Here is an 18,335-nt window from a genome sequence, read left to right on the forward strand (position 1 = left end):
CCGACGTACTAGCCTGCGGCGATGACCGTATATGCCGTCGCCCAGCTGCGATTCACCGACCGCACGGCCTACGACCGGTATCAGGCGGCCTTCATGGAGGTGTTCGCCCGGTACTCCGGCACCCTGCTGGCCGCCGACGACGCGCCGCGGGTGATCGAGGGTGAGTGGACCGGCGACAAAGTGGTGCTCATGTCGTTCCCCGACGAGGCGGAGTTTCGCCGGTGGGCCGATTCTCCTGAGTACCAACAGATCTCGGTCGACCGACGGGCCGGTACGGATACCGTGGTGCTGCTGGTCCACGGCATCGCTGCAAGCATTCGGAATCGGTGATCAGTTGCTGCGGGCCACGATCACCGGCATTCGCGCGGACTGCACCACCTCGGAGCTGACCGAGCCGAGCAGCATGCCGGGGAACCCGCCGCGGCCGTGGCTGCCCACGACGAGCAGCTGCGCCGCCTCGGACTGCTGCAGCAACTGGTGGGCCGGGCGGTCGCGCACCAGCACCTTGCGCACCGTCACGTCGGGGTAGGTCTCGCAGTAGCCGGCCAGGCATTCGGCGACGATGCGCTCGCCACGGGCCGTGTAGTCCACCCACTTGATGTCGGGGAATTCGTAGTCGACGTCGTTCCAGGCATGGACGGCGACCAGGTCGACGCCGCGCAGGGATGCCTCTTCGAACGCGATCGCGATCGCCTGTTCGGCGGCCTTGGAGCCGTCGACCCCGACCACGACGGGAGCCTGGTCGGGGTGGTCCATCAGCGGGTCTTCGTCGTGGATCACCGCGACCGGACACTGGGCGTGGTGCACGACGGCGGTGCTCACCGAGCCGAGCAGCCGCCTGCCCCAGGCGCCGAGGCCGCGGCTGCCGACGACGACCATGTCGGCGTCCTTGGACATCTCGATCAACGTCGCCTTCGCCTCGCCGGGGACGACCTGCCGCACCACCGTGAGCTGCCGGTTCTCGGCGGCCCGTTCGGCGATCGCCGTCGCCTCCGCCATGACACGCTCACTGCGTTCGGACTGCCAGCGCAGATACTCCTGCGGGGCCGGGACCTCGATCCACATCTGCAGGTCCTTCGGCGCGATGACGTGGACGAGCGTGAGCGGAACCCCGCGCCGGGCGGCGTCGCGTGCCGCCCAATCCGCCGCGACCTTGCCGGCGGCGGACCCGTCGACACCGACAACGATGCCGTGGGTGGTGACAGACGAAGACATGGCGCTCCTTCAGTGGGCTTCCCTACGAACACTACGGTGACAGCCGCACCAAAGTCCTCAACCCGTGTGCGTTCGCGGGCGAGGTGTTGCGCCGCGTGGTGGCGGCGGACACGAGGAAGGTCCAAACCCGTTCGCACAGTTGCGGTCCGCGCACAGCATCAGTGAAGGCCGAAGGTAGGATCCGCGGGTGAACAGCCGCCGCCGACCGCACCACGACCACGACGCATCCTTCGACGAGCACGCGATCGTCACCTCCGCACCCAAGACTGAGGCCGCCGGCGTCAAGGCGGTGATGGTGTCGCTCAAACGCGGCGTCGAGCAGATGGGGGCGGTGCGCACCGCGACGGCACTGACGCGGCTCAACCAGCGGCACGGCTTCGACTGTCCCGGCTGCGCCTGGCCCGAGGACGCGGGCGGCCGGAAGCTCGCCGAGTTCTGCGAAAACGGCGCCAAAGCCGTCGCCGAGGAAGCCACCCGTCGGGTCGTGACGCCCGAGTTCTTCGCCCGCCATTCGGTCGCCGAACTCGGCGGCCGGCCCGAGTACTGGCTGTCCCAGCAGGGCCGCCTCACCCATCCGATGGTGTTGCGGCCGGGTGCCACCCATTACGAACCGATCGCCTGGGACGACGCGTACCGGCTGATCGCCGACGAACTGCGCGCGCTCGCCGACCCCGACGAAGCGGTGTTCTACACCTCCGGCCGCACCAGCAACGAGGCCGCGTTCCTCTATCAGTTGCTGGTCCGCAGCTTCGGCACCAACAACCTGCCCGACTGCTCGAACATGTGCCACGAGTCGTCGGGGGCGGCCTTGACGGAGTCGATCGGCATCGGAAAAGGCTCGGTCACCGTGGCCGACGTCGAACACGCTGACCTCATCGTCATCGCCGGGCAGAACCCCGGCACCAACCATCCGCGGATGCTCTCGGTGTTGGAGAAGGCCAAGGCCAACGGTGCGATCGTCGTCGCGATCAACCCGCTGCCCGAGGCCGGCCTCATGCGCTTCAAGGATCCGCAGAAGGTGCACGGCGTGATCGGCCACGGGGTGGCCATCGCCGACGAGTTCGTCCAGATCCGCCTCGGCGGTGACATGGCGCTGTTCGCCGGGCTGGGGCGGCTACTGCTGGAAGCCGAGGACGCGGCTCCCGGCACGGTGCTCGATCGGGCGTTCATCGACGGGCACTGCGCGGGATTCGCCGACTACGAGGCCCAGGCGCGCGCGGTCGACCTCGACACCGTCACCGAGGCAACGGGTGTCGGCCGCGAACAACTGCAGCGCATCGCCCGGCTGCTGATCGACTCCGAACGCACGGTGCTGTGCTGGGCGATGGGACTGACGCAGCACCGCCACGCCGTCGCCACCATCGGCGAAGCCACGAACCTGCTGCTCATGCGCGGCATGATCGGTAAACCCGGCGCCGGACTGTGCCCGGTGCGCGGCCACTCGAACGTCCAGGGTGACCGCACGATGGGCATCTGGGAGAAGATGCCCGAGACGTTCCTGGCGGCGCTCGACGAACGGTTCGGCATCACAAGCCCCCGCAAGCACGGTATGGACACCGTCGACGCGATCCGGGCGATGCGCGACGGCCGCGCCAAGGTGTTCATCGGAATGGGGGGCAACTTCTCCTCGGCCACCCCCGACACCGACGTCACCGAGACGGCACTGCGCAATTGCACACTCACAGTGCAGATCTCGACGAAGCTCAACCGCAGCCACCTCGTACACGGCCGAACCGCGGTCATCCTGCCCACGCTGGGCCGTACCGACCGCGACGTCCAGGCCGGCGGCAAACAGGTGGTGTCGGTGGAGGATTCGATGTCGATGGTGCACCTGTCACGCGGGAGCCTGCACCCGCCGAGTGATCAGGTGCGCAGTGAGGTCGCGATCGTCTGCCAGTTGGCGCGGACACTGTTCGGTGCCGATCATCCGGTGCCGTGGGACTGGTTCGTCGCCGACTACGACCGCATCCGGGACGCGATCGCCGCCGTGGTACCCGGCTGCGCCGACTACAACGCCAGGGTCCGCAGGCCCGACGGATTCCAGCTCCCCCACCCGCCCCGCGACGCCCGCGAATTCCACACGCACACCGGCAAAGCCAACTTCGCGGTCAACCCGCTGGAATGGGTGCCGGTGCCGCCGGGACGGCTGGTGCTGCAGACGCTGCGCAGCCACGACCAGTACAACACCACGATCTACGGGCTCGACGATCGCTATCGCGGGGTCAAGGGCGGCCGTCGCGTGGTGTTCGTGAACCCCGCCGACATCGAGTCGCTGGGGTTGCGCGACGGGCAGCGCGTCAGCCTGATCTCGGAGTTCCCCGACGCCGACGGGTCGATCGTGGAGCGGCGTGTGGACGACTTCCTGGTGGTGCCCTACTCGACTCCGGTGGGCAATGCGGCCGCCTACTATCCCGAGACCAACCCCCTGGTGCCGCTGGATCACACCGCCGCGAAGTCGAACACCCCGGTGTCCAAGGCCGTGGTGGTCCGGCTCGAAGCGGCACAGCCGTGACGCACGCCGAGGGTCAGACCTCGGCGGCGGTCCAGTCGTACGGCAGGAACTTGCCGTCGAGCGTCACCACCACGCGGTCGCCGGCGGGATGCGGTTTGCGCTGAACGTCGATGCTGAAGTTGATCGCGCTCATGATGCCGTCGCCGAACTCCTCGTGGATGAGTTCCTTGATGGCCCCGCCGTACACCTGCAGCACCTCGTAGAAGCGGTAGATGGTCGGATCGGTCGGTACCGCGGTGGGCAGGCCACCGCGCATCGGGACAGTGGCGAGAACCGGTATGGCGGCCTCGTCCAGACCCAGCATGTCGACCAGGACCTTGCCGCTGTCGACGGGGATCGGATGCTGGCCGAGGAGCGCGGCGATGGTCCACATCACCGGCCGGTCGATGGCATCGGCGAGCTGTTGCCACGTCAGCTGTTTCGCGAGGCGGGCGGCCTGTTCGGCGGTGAGCTGCTCCCGGGTCATGCGCGCGCCTCCACCGGCAGGGTGAACTGCTCCGGGTCGACGGGCCGGTTCCACTCGGTGCCGGTGCGGGCATGGGTGGCGTACAGCGTCAACCCGACGAACGCCAACCCGCCGACGAGATTGCCCACCACCGTGGGGATCTCGTTCCACACCAGGTAGTCCATGATGGAGAAGTCACCGCCGAGCATCAGACCGGAGGGGAACAGGAACATGTTGACCACCGAGTGCTCGAAGCCCATGTAGAAGAACAGCATGATCGGCATCCACATCCCGATGACCTTGCCCGACACCGACGTCGACATCATCGCCGCGACCACACCGGTGGAGACCATCCAGTTGCACAGCACACCGCGGATGAACAGCGTGAGCATGCCGGCGGCGCCGTGTTCGGCGTAACCGACGGTCCGGCTGTGGCCGATCTCGCCGAGCTTCTGGCCGACCTCGTTGGGATCCACGGAGAATCCGTAGGTGAAGACGATCGCCATCATGAACGCGACGGTGAGCGCACCGGCGAAGTTGCCGAGGAACACCAGCCCCCAGTTGCGCATCACCGACCGCACCGTCACCCCGCGCCGCTTGTCGAGCAGGGCGAGCGGCACCAGCGTGAAAACCCCGGTGAGCAAATCGAATCCGAGCAGATACAGCAGGCAGAAGCCGACCGGGAACAGCACGGCGCCGGCGAGGGCGTTACCGGTCTGCACGGTGATGGTCACCGCGAATGCCGCGGCCAGCGCGAGGATCGCCCCCGCCATGTACGCGCGGATCACGGTGTCACGGGTCGACATGAACGCCTTGGTCTCCCCGGCGTCGATCATCTTCGTGACGAATTGTGCTGGATTCACGTAGGACATGGGTCGTCGCTCCTTTTCGGACGGTGAGTGGCAGCGGCGGACGACGGCACTGAACGTGACCTCAGCTTGGCGACTGCATGTGTCGGGCACGTAACGCGCCTTTGACAGCGCGTCACGGTTACTTCACCGACGCTGATGACCAGCTGTGAGGCTCCCCGCGGGTGACGTGGTTCACACGGCCGCCAGCCGCACGCCATAGGCTGGCCGGGTGCGTGCCCACCGCAGGGAGACGATCGCCGCCGCCGTCGGCCTGCTGCTCGTGGTGACGGCGTTCATCGTGCCCCACCTCGACCTCGGTGTCGTCACTCCGTTGATCAACGCGACACCCGAACGGTTCCGCAGCTTCGCAGGCACCGCACCCGTCTTCGGGTGGTGGAACGCCCATGTCGGGTGGGGCACCGTCCCCGCCGTCTTCCTCGGCGTCGCCGCCGTCGTCTGGGGCCGAACGCTGTCGGAGCGGCTCAGCTGGCGCACGCTGGTGCCGGCGACGTGGGCCACCTCGGCGGCGTGGGCGTTCTCGCTGGCGATGGTCGACGGATGGCAACGCGGTTTCGCCGGCCGGTTGACCGCGCGCCACGAGTATCTGCGGCAGGTGCCGACCGTCACCGACATCCCCGACGCCGTCCGCACCTTCGCCGACCGCATCCTCGACTACCAACCCGATTCATGGATCACCCACGTATCCGGCCACCCGCCCGGCGCGCTGCTGACGTTCGTCTGGCTGGACCGCATCGGCCTCGGCGGCGGCGCGTGGGCCGGGCTGCTGTGCCTGCTCGCCGGATCGAGCGTGGCCGCGGCCATCCTCGTGGCGGTGCGCGCACTGGCCGACGAGCGCACCGCCCGTCTCGCCGCGCCGTTCCTCGCGGTGGCGCCGACCGCGATCTGGGTGGCGGTGTCGGCCGACGGCTACTTCGCCGGTGTCGCGGCCTGGGGTATCGCGCTGCTGGCGTTGGCGGTGCGCCGCGTCGGCCGCCGCCCCGAACTGTTCGCCGTCGGTGCGGGCCTGCTGCTGGGGTGGGCGGTCTTCCTCAATTACGGCCTGGTGCTGATGGCGCTGCCCGCGCTCGCGGTGCTGATCTGCTCGGCCGACTGGCGCTCGGCGCTGCGCGCGCTGCTGCCCGCGGTCGGCGCGGCCGTCGTGATCGTCGTGGTGTTCGTCATCGCCGGGTTCTGGTGGTTCGACGGATATCAGCTGGTGCAGGAACGCTACTGGCAGGGCATCGCCGTCGACCGGCCGTTCCAGTACTGGGGCTGGGCGAATCTGGCCTCCGTCGTCTGCGCGATCGGGCTGGGCAGCGTCGCCGGGCTGGGCCGGGTCTTCGACATCGCCGCCATCCGCGCCCGCTCCGGTCTGCACCTGTTGATGCTCGGCGCCCTGGCGGCCATCCTGTGCGCCGATCTGAGCATGCTGAGCAAGGCCGAGACCGAGCGGATCTGGCTGCCGTTCACGATGTGGCTGGTTGCGGCCGGAGCGCTGCTCCCGGTGCGCGCGCAGCGGTGGTGGCTCGCGCTGAACGTGCTCGGCGCGCTGCTGATCAACCACCTCATCCTGACCAACTGGTGACGATGCGCCGAGAACCGCCTTTTCGTGCGCCGACGGTGCGGCGGATCGGCACAATGCCCTCATGGGTCCCCGGAAGTTCCCGTGGCGCAGCCCGCTCCGCGGGAGGTGGCTGACCTCCGTCCTCGGCGCCGTACTCCTGGTGACCCTGCCGATCGTCACCGTCACCGGCCTGCTCTCCTACATCGCCTACGGTCCGCAGTTCGGTCAGGCCATCCCCGCCGACGTCGGATGGCTGAAGCTGCCGACGTTCGACTGGCCGACCGACCCGGCGTGGCTGTACCGGCTGACCCAGGGGCTCCACGTCGGGCTCGGACTGATCCTGATCCCGGTGGTGCTGGCCAAGCTGTGGTCGGTGATCCCCAGACTGTTCGTCTGGCCGCCGGCCCGGTCGACCGCCCAACTGCTGGAACGGGTCTCGCTGCTGATGCTCGTCGGCGGCATCCTGTTCGAGATCGTCACCGGGGTGCTGAACATCCAGTACGACTACATCTTCGGCTTCAGCTTCTACACCGCCCACTACTTCGGGGCCTGGGTGTTCATCGCGGGCTTCCTGGTCCACATCGCGATCAAGATCCCGCGGATGCGGGCCGGACTGCGGTCGATGCCGCTGCGCGCGGTGCTGCGCACCGACCGCGCCGGCACCCGGCCCGAGGCGTTCGAACCCGACGGGCTGGCGCCGGCCGACCCGGCGGAGCCGACGGTGAGTCGCCGCGGTGCGCTCGCGCTCGTCGGAGGGGGTGCGCTGCTGATGGCCGTCCTGACCGCGGGCCAGACCCTCGGCGGCGTCACCAGACAGGCCGCGCTGCTGCTGCCCCGCGGCCGCTCCTACGGTGACGGCGCCAACGACTTCCAGGTCAACCGCACCGCCCGCGCGGCGGGCATCACCCCCGCGGCGACGGGTGCGGAGTGGGCGCTCACGCTCCGTGGCGGCCCGAGGCCGATCGTCCTCGACCGCGCCGCGCTGGCCGCCCTCCCCCAGCACACGGCCCGACTGCCGATCGCCTGCGTCGAGGGATGGTCGACCACCCAGACGTGGAGCGGGGTGCGACTGCGCGACCTCGCCGCGCTGGCCGGGGTGCCCGAACCGGCGTCGGCCCTGGTGTCCTCGGTCGAACGGCGGGGCGCGTTCAACCGGGCCCGGTTGCAGGCCAACCAGATCGCGCACGGCGATGCGCTGCTGGCGCTGCGCGTCAACGGTGCGGACCTCTCGCCGGACCACGGCTTCCCCGCCAGGGTGATCGTGCCTGCGCTACCCGGTGTGCACAACACCAAGTGGGTGTCGGCGATCGATTTCGAGGCACCGTGATGGCCGCGTTCCGCAGGGTGTACGGCGCGCATCCGCTGCATCTGCTGACGCTGATCGCCGGCTTCGCGCTGTTCGGCTATGCCATTGTGACGCTAGGCTTTTCGGCGCTGTGGAATCCGCGCACCTGGTGGCAGTCGATCGCGGTGTGGTTCGCCGCGGCCATCGTCGCCCACGACCTGGTGCTGTTCCCGTTCTACGCGCTCACCGACCGGATACTTGTGCTCTCCCAACGCATTCCGACACCTGTGCCGGTGCTCAACCACCTGCGCGTACCCCTGCTGGGCGCCGCACTGACGTTCGTGGTGTTCAGTCCGGGCATCCTGCAACAGGGTGCGCCCGCCTACACCGCGGCCACCGGCCTGACGCAGGAACCGTACCTCGGTCGCTGGCTGCTGCTGGTCGCCGCGATGTTCACGCTCAGCGCCGCGGTGTACGCGGTCCGGCTGGGGCGTCCCCGACAGTCCGCTACGGTGTCGCCAGCGTCGCGAGTATCCGACGCCCGGCGGGATGCAGACCCGTCATCACCAACCCCGCCTCCTCCGCCAGCGCGGCCGCACAATCCACCCCCACCGACGCCCACCTGAACCAGGGTCCGACGGTGTTCGACGATTCCAGGCGCACCAGATTCTTCTGCACACCTTGGGTTTCGGAGTCGAATTCGACGACGCATCGGCCGCCGGGGCGCAACAGTTCGGCGGCGCGCCGGAGCACCCGCCGCGGGTCTCCGCCGAGGCCGATGTTGCCGTCGGCCAGCAACGCCGTCTGCCAGCGCCCGAGCCCGGGTAACGCCCCGAACACGTCGCGGCGCAGCGCAGGCGCACCGTTTCGCCGCGCCAGTTCGACCGCGGTGGCGGACTGGTCGACACCCAGCGCGGGAACACCGCGCCGGACCAGGTCGGCGACCAGACGTCCTGGGCCACAACCCAGATCGATCGTCGGACCCTCACAGAGCCGCACGACGGCCCGATCGAAGAGCCGGTCGGCGTGCCGCCCGCCGAGCCAGCTGCGCACCGGAAGCGTCTTGACCTCCCCGTCACCGCTGCGAATCCAGCACCGTTCCCCGTCGAGCGCGCGGTCGTAGAGGTTGCCCAGCATCGGATCACAGCCCCGCCGCGGCCGTCGCGAACGGGAACCGCCCACCGGGCGGACATGCCCGCCGAACTGGTTCGACGTCGGCGGCGGTGTCCACATCGGCGAGCTCATCGACGATCACCACATCGAACCCCCTGTCCTGCAATGCTTTCCGGGTAAGCTCACCGGTGTCGTCCCGCGACATCGGCACCTCGCGCAGACAGTCGGCCATTGCTGCGGTGCGCACCCCGAGCAGCCACCAGCCCCCGTCGACTGCGGGGCCCAGCACCGCGTCGGCGCCGAGCAGCGTCTGTGCGCACCGGGCCAGCAGGTCGGCGGTCACCTGCGGGGTGTCCATACCGATCTGGAGAATCGGACGGTCCCCCACCGCCGCGGCCGCATCGACGTGGGCGTACGCCAGCCGTTCGGCGAACGAGTCACCGTGCTGGTCGACGACGGTGAAGCCGGCGAGTTTGGCGCGCAGCACCGCGCCGTTGTGCACGTCGTCCAGGTCGCCGGTCAGCGCGACCACCCGCGCCTGCACCGGGGTCGCCAGCACCGCGTCGAGGGTGTCGAGCAGCGCCGCCGACGCGATCACCGCGGCCATCTCGAAGCCCACCGTCACCGCGAGCCGCGTCTTCGCCAGCCCGGGCACCGGAGCCTTGGCGACCACGAGCACCGTCACCGGCAACTGCGTCACTCGATCACCCGCCAGAAGTCCAGGGCGGCCACCACGCTGCCGCGCAACGAGCCGCTGACCTTCGATCTCCCGCCGGTGCGCGGACCGTAGGTGACGTCGAATTCCACGACGCGCCAATCCGCGGCGGCGGCGCGGACCAGTAGTTCCAGGGGATACCCGGAACGGCGATCGCGCACACCGAGCGCGAGCAGATCGTCGCGGCGGGCCACCCGCATCGGCGCGATGTCGTGGACGGGCAGACCGTGCCTGCGCCGCAACCGCCAACACACCGCGGCCGTCCCGAGCCGAGCGTGCCACGGCCAGCGCAGCCCCGGCACCGCCCGCCGGCGGCCGACCACCAGGTGCGCGCCGCGGTCGAGCTCGGCCACCAGAGCGGGCAGCTCGCGCGGGTCGAGCGACCCGTCGGCGTCGAGGACGGCGACCACCGGGGTGCCGGCCGCCACCACACCGGCATGCACCGCGGCGCCATAGCCGGGGCGCGCCTCGTGCACCACCTCGGCCCCGTGCCGCCGGGCCACCTCCGCGGTCCCGTCGGTGCTGTTGTTGTCCACCACCAGCGCGCGGTAGCCGTCGGGAAGAGCGGCCAGCACCGCAGGCAGGGACTCCGCCTCGTCCAGGCACGGCAGCACCACCGTCACGGGACACTCGGGCATAGCACCGAGGCTAACCACCCCCACCGGGGGCCATCTGGGGCAACAGTGACGAATCTCTGACATCGGCGCAGGTGGCGGGCGCCGACGGCTAACCTCGAAGGGTGACACGCGTCCTGATCGCCGACGACGACTCCGTCGTGCGGGATGTCGTGCGCCGATACCTCGAACGGGACGGCCTCGAAGTGGCCATCGCCCGCGACGGCACCGAGGCGCTGCGACTGCTCGGCACCGAGCGGATCGACGTCGCCGTACTCGACGTGATGATGCCCGGACCCGACGGGATGACGCTGTGCCGCACCCTGCGCCAGCGCGGCGAACACACCGTCCCGGTCATCCTGTTGACCGCCCTCGGCGAGGAGGACGACCGCATCGCCGGACTGGAAGCCGGCGCGGACGACTACCTGACCAAACCGTTCAGCCCGCGGGAACTGGCCCTACGGGTGCGTTCGGTGCTGCGCCGTTCACCGACACCGGTCGGGGTGACCCCGGTCGACCTGACGGTCGGCGCCCTCACGATCTCTGCGGCCGCCCGCTCGGTCACCGTCGACGGCCGGCCGGTCAGCCTCACCAACCGCGAATTCGACCTGCTGCTGTTCTTCATCACCCACGCCGACACCGTGTTCACCCGCGAAGAGCTGCTCAAGCAGGTGTGGCGGTGGGATTTCGGCGATCTGTCCACGGTGACCGTGCACGTCAAACGGTTGCGTTCCAAGCTCGGCGACCAGCACCGGGTGCAGACGGTGTGGGGCCGCGGCTACATGTGGAGCGACACCGCAGGCGCCCGTGAAGGCCTGGCCAGCGGTGCCGTCAACTGACCTCTGGGAGATCGGCGCCTGGGCGCTGGCCTGCTCGATTCCGGTGGTGCTGGCCGGTGCGCTCGTCATCCGGCTGGCCCGCACGTGGTCGCTGGCGGTCAGCATGGTCGTGCTGGTGCTGATTCCCGTGATCGCGACCTTCACCGGCGTGCTGGGCGCCAGCGGATTCATGATCACCGAGACCTTCGAACCGATCGCCGTCGTGCTCGTGGTCGTGGCGGTGGTCACCATCCCCGGGGCCGTGATGCTCGGCCGCTACCAGGCCCGCCGCACGGTGTGGGAACAGGAGATCCGCGACTCCGAACGGGCGGCCGAGATGTCGCGACGCCAGCTGGTCGCGTTCGTCAGCCACGATCTGCGGACCCCGCTGGCCGGGATCCGGGCGGTGTCCGAAGCCATCGCCGACGGTCTGGTCGGCGGCGACGAGGTGCGGGCCCACGCCAAGCACATCGAACAGGAGTCCATCCGCCTCTCGGAGATGGTCGACGACCTGTTCGAGATGAGCAAGATCAACGCCGGGGCGGTGCAGCCGACGTTCGACCGGGTCGCGCTCGACGAGGTGGTCGACGACGTGCTGGCCGCCCACCGCATCGCCGCCGAACGCGCGGGAGTGCAACTACGGGCCGAACTGCCCGACGAACCCGTGCGGGTGCTGGGCAGCGACCGCGCGCTGGTGCGGGTGCTGTCCAATCTGGTGGCCAACGCCATCGCGCACACCCCGGAGGGCGGGCGCGTGCAGTTGGCGCTCGGATCCGACGAGAACGTGGCCTGGGCCCGTGTCGACGACACCGGGGTCGGCATCGACGAGGCCGACCTGCCGCGGGTGTTCGACGTCGCCTACCGCGGATCGAACGACCGTGTGCCGCGCGAGGATTCGTCGTTGCCGAGCGGTTCGGGGCTGGGGCTGGCCATCGCCGCGGGTCTGGTGCAGGCGCACCGGGGCACGTTGTCGGCGCACAACCTGGACACCGGCGCGCGCTTCGAGGTGCGGCTTCCGCTGGCCTCGGACGTCTCCGACTGACCGAGCGGGCCGGATCCGGTCTAGTTGCCCTCGGGGGCGGGTTCCGGGAGGTCCCACGAGGAGTAGGTGTACCGCTGATCGTGACGGTCCCCGGCCCCGAGCATGAACGCCCGGTGGTATCGGCCGGTGCGCGCGATCGACGCCAACCAGGTGGCGACGGTACTGATCCGGTTGCTGACCCCGGTCAGGAAGGCGATGTGCAGCAGCCCCCACGCCACCCACCCCGCATAACCCGAGACGCGAAGCGGTCCGACCTGCAGGAGCGCGTGCCCGTGGCTGATGTAGGCGGCCGACCCCAGATCGCGGTAGCGGTAGGGGCGGCGCGGCCGGCCGGCGAGGTCGCGGCGGATGCAGGACGCCGCGTGCAGACCGCCCTGCATGGCGTTCTCGGCGACGCCGGGCAACCCCTCGCGTCCGGCGAGGTCGCCGATGACGAAGATCTCGGGGTGGCCGGCCACGGTCAGATCCGGGCCGACCGTGATGCGACCGGCCCGGTCGGTCTCCGCGCCGAGCACCTCGGCGACGTGACGGGCGAAGCGCACCGCCTCGACACCGGCGGTCCACAGCACCGTCCGGGTGCCGAACTGCTGGTCGGGCCCGCCCTGCTTCGGTGTGACGGTGATGCCGTCGCGGCGCACATCGGTCACGTGCACACCGAAGTGCAACTCCACCCCGAGTTCTCGCAGGGTGTCGTTGGCCTTGAGGGACAGGGCGGGTGCGAAAGTCTTCAGCACACGGTCCCCGCCGTCGAAGAGCAGCACCCTGGCCTCTTCGGGATCGATGCTGTGGAACTCCTTCGCGAGCGTCTTGGTGGCCACCTCGCGGATCTGGCCGGCCAGTTCGACGCCGGTCGGTCCGCCACCGGCCACCGCGAACGTCAACCAGCTCGTCCGTTCCGGCCCCGGCGGAAGGGTCTCGGCGATCTCGAATGCGGTGAACAGGCGCTGCCGGATGTCGAGTGCGTCGTCGAGGGTCTTCATACCCGGCGCCCATTCGGCGAACTGCTCGTTGCCGAGATAGGACTGCCGCATACCGGCGGCGACGACCAGGACGTCGTAGTCGACGGTGAACGTGGTCTCGTCGGGACGCAGCGCGGTGACCGAGCGGGCGACCGGATCGAGCTCGATCGCCTCACCCAGCAGTGTCCTGATGTTGCGGTGCCGCGCGAACTCCTCGCGCAGCGGGCGGCTGATCTGCCCGATGCTCAGCTTCCCGGTTGCGCACTGGTACAGCAGCGGCTGGAACAGGTGGCCTGCGGCGCGGTCGAGCACGGTGACGTCGACGTCGGCGCGGGACAACCGCCGCGCGCAGAACAAGCCGCCGAACCCGCCGCCGATGATCAGGACCCGGGGTCTGCTGTGGCTCATCACCGCAACGCTAATCGCTGGCACCGAGGTCGCGAAGCCGATCAGTCCGGCAGCGAGTTGTTCAACCGCTCCGCGGCGGACAGGTAGTCCTCGATGAACTCGCGCACCACCTCACGCGCGGGTTTGACCTTGTTCATCAGCCCCACCCCCTGGCCGACGAAGTAGGTCGCCAGCTGCTGCGCACCCGGATGCCCCTGCGCGGCGAGGATGTCGATCCTGCGCAACAGGGGTTCGGCGAGCATGTTCTGCAGGGGTAACGGCAGCGGCCGCCGATCTCCGCGCGGCGCCCAGGCCTGCGTCCAGTCCGACACCAACTGCCGGGCGGGTTTACCGGTCCGGCCCGCCGACCGCACGGTGTCCCGCGACGTCGCCGCCAGCATCTTCTGCACGGTGTGCGGGGCGGTCTCGGCCTCCTCGGTGGTCAGCCACACCGAACCGGTCCACGCCCCGTCGGCGCCCATCGCCACGGCCGCGGCCATCTGCCGTCCGGTGACGATGCCGCCGGCGGCCAGCACCGGAACCTTGGTGCCGGTCTCCTCGACGGCCGCGATGACCTCGGGGATCAGCACCAGCGTCGTCACCTCACCGCAGTGTCCGCCGGCCTCGGTGCCCTGCGCGACGATGAGGTCGACACCGGCGGCGACCTGTTTGACCGCGTGTTCGCGCGCGCCGACGAGCGCCGCCACCGGCACGCCCCGTTCGCGGCCCGCCTCGATCATGTAGTCCGGCGGGACGCCGAGCGCGTTGGCGATCAGCTTGATCGGGTGGCTCATCGCGACGTCGAGCAGTTCACGGCCGGTGTCACCGGACAGCGACGAGCCGCCGAGCTTCGGCGCACTGTCGAGTTCGATGTCGTGGTCGGCCAGCAGCTGGGTGACGAACTCGCGGTACTCGGCGGGGATGCGGTCGACCAGGTCGGTACGCGTGAGGTTCTCACCCTTGCCCTCGAACTTGGCCGGCACGATGATGTCCGCACCGTAGGGCTTCCCGCCCACCTGCTCGTCGATCCAGCTGAGCTCGCGGTCCAGCTGCTCGGGGGTGTAGGCGGTCGCCCCGAGGACGCCGAACCCGCCGGCGTTGGTCACGGCGGCGACGACGTCGCGGCAGTGGCTGAACGCGAAGAGGGGGAAGTCGATGCCGAACTGTTCACAGATCGCGGTTTTCACGCAGTCAGTATCGCCCCGTGCTACGGGCCGAGGACGGCGGTGTGCCGCAGGAACCGCTCGATCGCCTCGAGCATCTGTGGTCCGTCGAGCAGTTCCGGGTCGTTGTGGCCGGCGCCGGGCACGAGCACGAACTCCTTCGGTTCGGCGGCGGCGTCGTACAGGCGTCGGCTCAGCCCGGCCGGCACGATGTCGTCGCGGTCGCCGGCGATCACCAGCAGCGGCGCGTGAATCCCCGCGATCCGCTCGATCGACGGATACCGGTCCAGCAGGAGACGCCGCACCGGCAGCCACGGGTAGTGCACCGCGCCGACGTCGGCCAGTGAGGTGAACGGTGACCGCAACACCAGTGCGGCGGGTGGACGCGCGGCAGCCAGGCCGACGGCGACCGCGCCGCCGAGCGATTCGCCGAAGTAGGCGAGGCGGTCCGGATCGACCTCCGGTTGCGCGGCCAGCCAGTCGCGGGCCGCCCTGGCGTCGGCGGCCAGACCGTCCTCGGTGGGGCGCCCCGGGTTGCCGCCGTAACCGCGGTAGTCGAACAACAGGACCGACAACCCCATTCGCCGCAGCGCCAGCGCCAACGCCGCCCGCATCGACCGGTCACCGCCGTTGCCGTTGCAGACCAGAACGGCCGGCCCGCGGTCGGCGGCCGCAAAGAACCAGGCACCCAGATCCACACCGTCGGCGGTGCGCACCACGACGTCGCGGGCGCCGGACCACACCGCGGTCGCCGACGGCACGGGTCCCGGGGCCGGGAAGTAGATCAGCCGCCGCTGCTGGTTCCACAGCAGCGCCAATGCTCCGTTGGCCACGAGGACGACGATAACGACAAGGCGTGCCAAGCGGCGCACGTCACGCCCGCAGCGGTGCGAAGGCGAACTCGCGCAGCCCGTCCCGCGGATCCACCACGGCCCGGAAGCCCAACTGTTCGGCCGCCCGCCGGGGTGAGGCGACGATGTGGCGCACGTCGCCGCTGCGGTACTGACCCGTCACCAACGGCGGTGCGGCGCCGCGGATCTCGCACAGTTCGCTGGCGACCTCGATGATGGAGATGGGCCGGCCGGAGCACACGTTGAAGGCCTCGAAACCCGGCAGGCCCGCCTCGATCGCGGCCAGGTTCGCCGCCGCGACGTCGTCGACGTGCACGAAATCCCGCATCTGACCGCCGTCCTCGAAAACCCGCGGCACGTCCCCGTTCTCGAGTTCGGAGCGGAAGATGGCCGCCACCCCGCTGTAGGGGGTGTCACGCGGCATGTGCGGACCGTAGACGTTGTGGTAGCGCAGGGCCACCACCGACCCGCCGGTGGCTTCGGCCCATGCCAGCGCGTAGTGCTCCTGGGCGGCTTTGCTTGCCGCGTAGAGGCTTCGGGGCCGCACCGGCTCGTCCTCACCGACCAGTCGCCACTGCAGTTCCTCACCGCCGACGGGGCAGCGGTGCTCGAACACACCGGCGTCCAGATCGGCCCGGGTGCGCGGTAACGGGTCGACGGGTCCGTGTGCGGGACAGTCGAACCGGCCCTGCCCGTACACCACCATCGACGACGCCAGCACCAGTTTCCGCACGCCCGCGGCGAACATCTCGGCGAGCAGCACCGTGGTGCCGTAGTCGTTGTGACTGCCGTACGACGGTGCGTCGGCCGCGTTGACCCCGGCGCCGACCACGGCGGCCTGGTGGCAGACGGCGTCGACCCCCTCGAGCAGCGGGGCCAGGGCGTCCGCGTCCCGGACGTCGACGCGGTGTGTGTCCTCGGGCAGCGGTGCGGCTCCGCCGTGGGCGGCGGGCAGCATCACGTCGACGGCGACGACCTCGTGGCCCGCCGATTCCAGCGCCGCGCGCACCCGCGAGCCGATGAATCCGGCGGCCCCGGTCAGCAGCACCCTCACGGCAACTCGATCGGCAGCGTCACACCGTCGTGCGGTAGGCAGTGGTCACACGTCCGCTCGACGGCGACCTGATCGATCGCCTCGTGCACCACCTTCTTGAACGGTACGAGGTTTCGCTGGAACTCGGCGAACACGTCGACAGCCCGGACCGCCGTTTCGCTGTCGATGCCCGCGTCCAGGTCGGTCACCAAAGCTATTGCGGCATAACACATCTCGAGTTCCCTCGCCAGCACCGCCTCGGGATACCCGGTCATGTTGACCAGCGAGAAACCCTGGCTCGCGAACCATTTGCTCTCCGCGCGGGTGGAGAACCGCGGTCCCTGGATCACCACCATGGTGCCCCCGTCGACGACCCCGGGCAGGCCGGCGGCCGCCGCGCGCAGCGTCGGGCAGTACGGATCGGCGAAGTCGACGTGGATGCCGCCGGAGTCGAAATAGGTGTCGTCGCGTCCGCTGGTGCGGTCGACGAGTTGGTCGGGCACCACCATCGAGCCCGGGCCCAGGTCGGGGGTGAGGCTGCCGACCGCGCACGGCCCGAAGATCCGCCGCACGCCGAGCGCGCGCAGCGCCCACATGTTGGCCCGGTACGGCACGGTGTGCGGGGAGAACTCGTGGTCGACGCCGTGCCGGGGCAGGAAAGCGACCTCGTGGTCACCGACGGTGCCGACCGTGATCGCCGCGCTCGGGGCGCCGAAGGGGGTGTCGAGCCTGACGCTGCGCGCATCGGGTCCGAAGAACGAGTAGAAACCGCTGCCGCCGATGACTCCCAGCATTCAGATGCTCCTCACGTGCGCGGGCATGGGACCATTCTCGACCATCGCGCACCGCGCAGGGCGGACGGACCGGCCGTGCGACGATTGCGGTCGTGGCAACTTTCGCCGAATGGGTCGAGGGCGCGCGCCCCCGCACGCTGCCCAACGCCGTCGCACCGGTGATCGCCGGTACCGGGGCGGCGGCGTGGCTGGACGGTGCGGTGTGGTGGAAAGCGCTGCTGGCGTTCGTCGTCGCGGTCGCGCTGATCATCGGGGTCAACTACGCCAACGACTACTCCGACGGTATCCGCGGCACCGACGACGTGCGGTCCGGGCCGCTGCGCCTGGTGGGCTCCAGGCTGGCGTCCCCGCGGGCGGTGCTCACGGCGGCCATCGCCAGCCTCGCGGTGGGGGCGGTGGCCGGTCTGGCGCTCGCGGTGGCCAGCGCCCCGTGGCTGATCGCCGTCGGCGCCGTCTGCATCGCGGGCGCGTGGCTCTACACCGGGGGTTCGAAGCCCTACGGCTACCTCGGGCTCGGCGAGGTCGCGGTGTTCGTCTTCTTCGGCCTGGTCGCGGTGCTCGGCACGCAGTACACCCAGGCGCTGCGCGTCGACTGGGTCGGGCTGGCCCTGGCCGTCGCGATGGGTGCGCTGTCGTCGGCGGTGCTGGTCGCCAACAACCTGCGCGACATCCCCACCGACCGCGAGTCGGGCAAGATCACGCTGGCCGTCCGGCTCGGCGACGCCCGCACCCGGCTGCTGTACCAGGCGCTGCTGGCCACCGCGTTCGCGCTCACGCTGGTGCTGATGCTCGCCACGCCCTGGTGTGCGGTCGGTCTGGTGGCGCTGCCGCTGGCGGTGCGGGCGGCCCGTCCGGTGCGCGGCGGGCTCGGCGGTAAGGACCTGATCCCCGTTCTTCGCGACACCGGGCTGACCATGCTGGTGTGGGCGGTCGCCGTCGCGCTCGCGCTCGCCCTCGGTTAGGGCGAGCCCGGG

The 18,335-nt window shown here is 70.2% G+C and carries 19 protein-coding genes; 8 read left to right on the forward strand and 11 right to left on the reverse strand.

Features of this window, described 5'->3' with window-relative positions; genetic code table 11:
• The first annotated feature begins 21 nt into the window (after nt 1–21).
• Nucleotides 22–330, forward strand: coding sequence for a DUF1330 domain-containing protein (locus G6N49_RS19715; protein WP_083044820.1), 309 nt, complete (start codon nt 22–24; stop codon nt 328–330).
• Here G6N49_RS19715 and G6N49_RS19720 read toward each other — a convergent pair whose 3' ends face one another.
• Nucleotides 331–1,215, reverse strand: a complete 885-nt coding sequence (locus tag G6N49_RS19720) for a universal stress protein (protein WP_011854570.1) — start codon at nt 1,213–1,215, stop codon at nt 331–333.
• Nucleotides 1,216–1,402: 187 nt separating this feature from the next.
• On the opposite strand from G6N49_RS19720, the gene G6N49_RS19725 reads away from it, so the two are divergent.
• On the forward strand, nt 1,403–3,727 hold the full coding sequence (locus G6N49_RS19725) for an FdhF/YdeP family oxidoreductase (protein WP_083044819.1): 2,325 nt from the start codon (nt 1,403–1,405) through the stop codon (nt 3,725–3,727).
• Between the two features lie 13 nt (nt 3,728–3,740).
• Here the strand turns inward: G6N49_RS19725 and cynS are convergent, their stop codons facing one another.
• Nucleotides 3,741–4,193, reverse strand: a complete 453-nt coding sequence (gene cynS, locus G6N49_RS19730; RefSeq protein WP_083044818.1) for a cyanase — start codon at nt 4,191–4,193, stop codon at nt 3,741–3,743.
• Nucleotides 4,190–5,044 carry a formate/nitrite transporter family protein gene (locus G6N49_RS19735; protein WP_011854567.1) on the reverse strand — a complete coding sequence of 285 codons (855 nt, stop codon included), beginning with the start codon at nt 5,042–5,044 and terminating at the stop codon, nt 4,190–4,192. Before G6N49_RS19735 ends, cynS begins: the two co-directional genes overlap by 4 nt.
• Nucleotides 5,045–5,252: 208 nt before the next feature.
• Between G6N49_RS19735 and G6N49_RS19740 the strand changes: the two genes are divergently transcribed.
• From G6N49_RS19740 to G6N49_RS19750, 3 genes are all read left to right on the forward strand, one after another.
• Nucleotides 5,253–6,608, forward strand: coding sequence for a hypothetical protein (locus tag G6N49_RS19740; RefSeq protein ID WP_011854566.1), 1,356 nt, complete (start codon nt 5,253–5,255; stop codon nt 6,606–6,608).
• A 61-nt stretch (nt 6,609–6,669) separates the two neighbouring features.
• Nucleotides 6,670–7,914: a molybdopterin-dependent oxidoreductase gene (locus G6N49_RS19745; protein ID WP_083044817.1), complete on the forward strand. Its 1,245-nt coding sequence runs from the start codon at nt 6,670–6,672 to the stop codon at nt 7,912–7,914.
• Nucleotides 7,911–8,498: a hypothetical protein gene (locus G6N49_RS19750; protein ID WP_235679551.1), complete on the forward strand. Its 588-nt coding sequence runs from the start codon at nt 7,911–7,913 to the stop codon at nt 8,496–8,498. The genes G6N49_RS19745 and G6N49_RS19750 overlap by 4 nt, the downstream gene beginning before the upstream one ends.
• Here G6N49_RS19750 and G6N49_RS19755 read toward each other — a convergent pair.
• The 3 genes from G6N49_RS19755 to G6N49_RS19765 are packed head-to-tail and all read right to left on the reverse strand — an operon-like array spanning nt 8,380 to nt 10,338.
• Nucleotides 8,380–9,009, reverse strand: a complete 630-nt coding sequence (locus G6N49_RS19755; protein ID WP_011558137.1) for a class I SAM-dependent DNA methyltransferase — start codon at nt 9,007–9,009, stop codon at nt 8,380–8,382. The genes G6N49_RS19750 and G6N49_RS19755 overlap by 119 nt on opposite strands.
• Nucleotides 9,010–9,013: 4 nt before the next feature.
• Nucleotides 9,014–9,685: a TIGR04282 family arsenosugar biosynthesis glycosyltransferase gene (locus tag G6N49_RS19760; RefSeq protein ID WP_011558136.1), complete on the reverse strand. Its 672-nt coding sequence runs from the start codon at nt 9,683–9,685 to the stop codon at nt 9,014–9,016.
• Entirely contained in the window at nt 9,682–10,338 is a 657-nt protein-coding gene (locus G6N49_RS19765; RefSeq protein WP_011854562.1) for a glycosyltransferase family 2 protein, read from the reverse strand. Before G6N49_RS19765 ends, G6N49_RS19760 begins: the two co-directional genes overlap by 4 nt.
• A gap of 101 nt (nt 10,339–10,439) precedes the next feature.
• On the opposite strand from G6N49_RS19765, the gene G6N49_RS19770 reads away from it, so the two are divergent.
• On the forward strand, nt 10,440–11,153 hold the full coding sequence (locus G6N49_RS19770; RefSeq protein ID WP_011854561.1) for a response regulator transcription factor: 714 nt from the start codon (nt 10,440–10,442) through the stop codon (nt 11,151–11,153).
• The gene (locus G6N49_RS19775) at nt 11,140–12,174 is read left to right on the forward strand and encodes a sensor histidine kinase (protein ID WP_011558133.1); all 1,035 of its coding nucleotides are present in this window, start codon (nt 11,140–11,142) and stop codon (nt 12,172–12,174) included. The genes G6N49_RS19770 and G6N49_RS19775 overlap by 14 nt, the downstream gene beginning before the upstream one ends.
• 20 nt (nt 12,175–12,194) lie before the next feature.
• Here G6N49_RS19775 and G6N49_RS19780 read toward each other — a convergent pair whose 3' ends face one another.
• Genes G6N49_RS19780 through G6N49_RS19800 form a run of 5 tightly spaced genes read right to left on the reverse strand, consistent with a single transcriptional unit; the run spans nt 12,195 to nt 17,361 of the window.
• A complete protein-coding gene (locus G6N49_RS19780) occupies nt 12,195–13,541 on the reverse strand; it encodes an NAD(P)/FAD-dependent oxidoreductase (protein WP_083044816.1) in 1,347 nt (448 codons plus the stop codon).
• Between the two features lie 41 nt (nt 13,542–13,582).
• Entirely contained in the window at nt 13,583–14,707 is a 1,125-nt protein-coding gene (locus tag G6N49_RS19785; RefSeq protein WP_083044815.1) for an NAD(P)H-dependent flavin oxidoreductase, read from the reverse strand.
• A 20-nt stretch (nt 14,708–14,727) separates the two neighbouring features.
• Nucleotides 14,728–15,555, reverse strand: coding sequence for an alpha/beta hydrolase (locus tag G6N49_RS19790; protein WP_064872244.1), 828 nt, complete (start codon nt 15,553–15,555; stop codon nt 14,728–14,730).
• A 1-nt stretch (nt 15,556) separates the two neighbouring features.
• Entirely contained in the window at nt 15,557–16,588 is a 1,032-nt protein-coding gene (locus G6N49_RS19795; protein ID WP_011854558.1) for an NAD-dependent epimerase/dehydratase family protein, read from the reverse strand.
• Nucleotides 16,585–17,361, reverse strand: a complete 777-nt coding sequence (locus G6N49_RS19800; RefSeq protein ID WP_011854557.1) for an S-methyl-5'-thioadenosine phosphorylase — start codon at nt 17,359–17,361, stop codon at nt 16,585–16,587. Before G6N49_RS19800 ends, G6N49_RS19795 begins: the two co-directional genes overlap by 4 nt.
• Nucleotides 17,362–17,453: 92 nt before the next feature.
• Between G6N49_RS19800 and G6N49_RS19805 the strand changes: the two genes are divergently transcribed.
• Nucleotides 17,454–18,323 carry a 1,4-dihydroxy-2-naphthoate polyprenyltransferase gene (locus tag G6N49_RS19805; protein WP_011558127.1) on the forward strand — a complete coding sequence of 290 codons (870 nt, stop codon included), beginning with the start codon at nt 17,454–17,456 and terminating at the stop codon, nt 18,321–18,323.
• Nucleotides 18,324–18,335 lie beyond the last annotated feature (12 nt).

Source organism: Mycolicibacterium monacense (assembly GCF_010731575.1).
In the GTDB taxonomy this organism is placed as follows: Bacteria; Actinomycetota; Actinomycetes; order Mycobacteriales; family Mycobacteriaceae; genus Mycobacterium; species Mycobacterium monacense.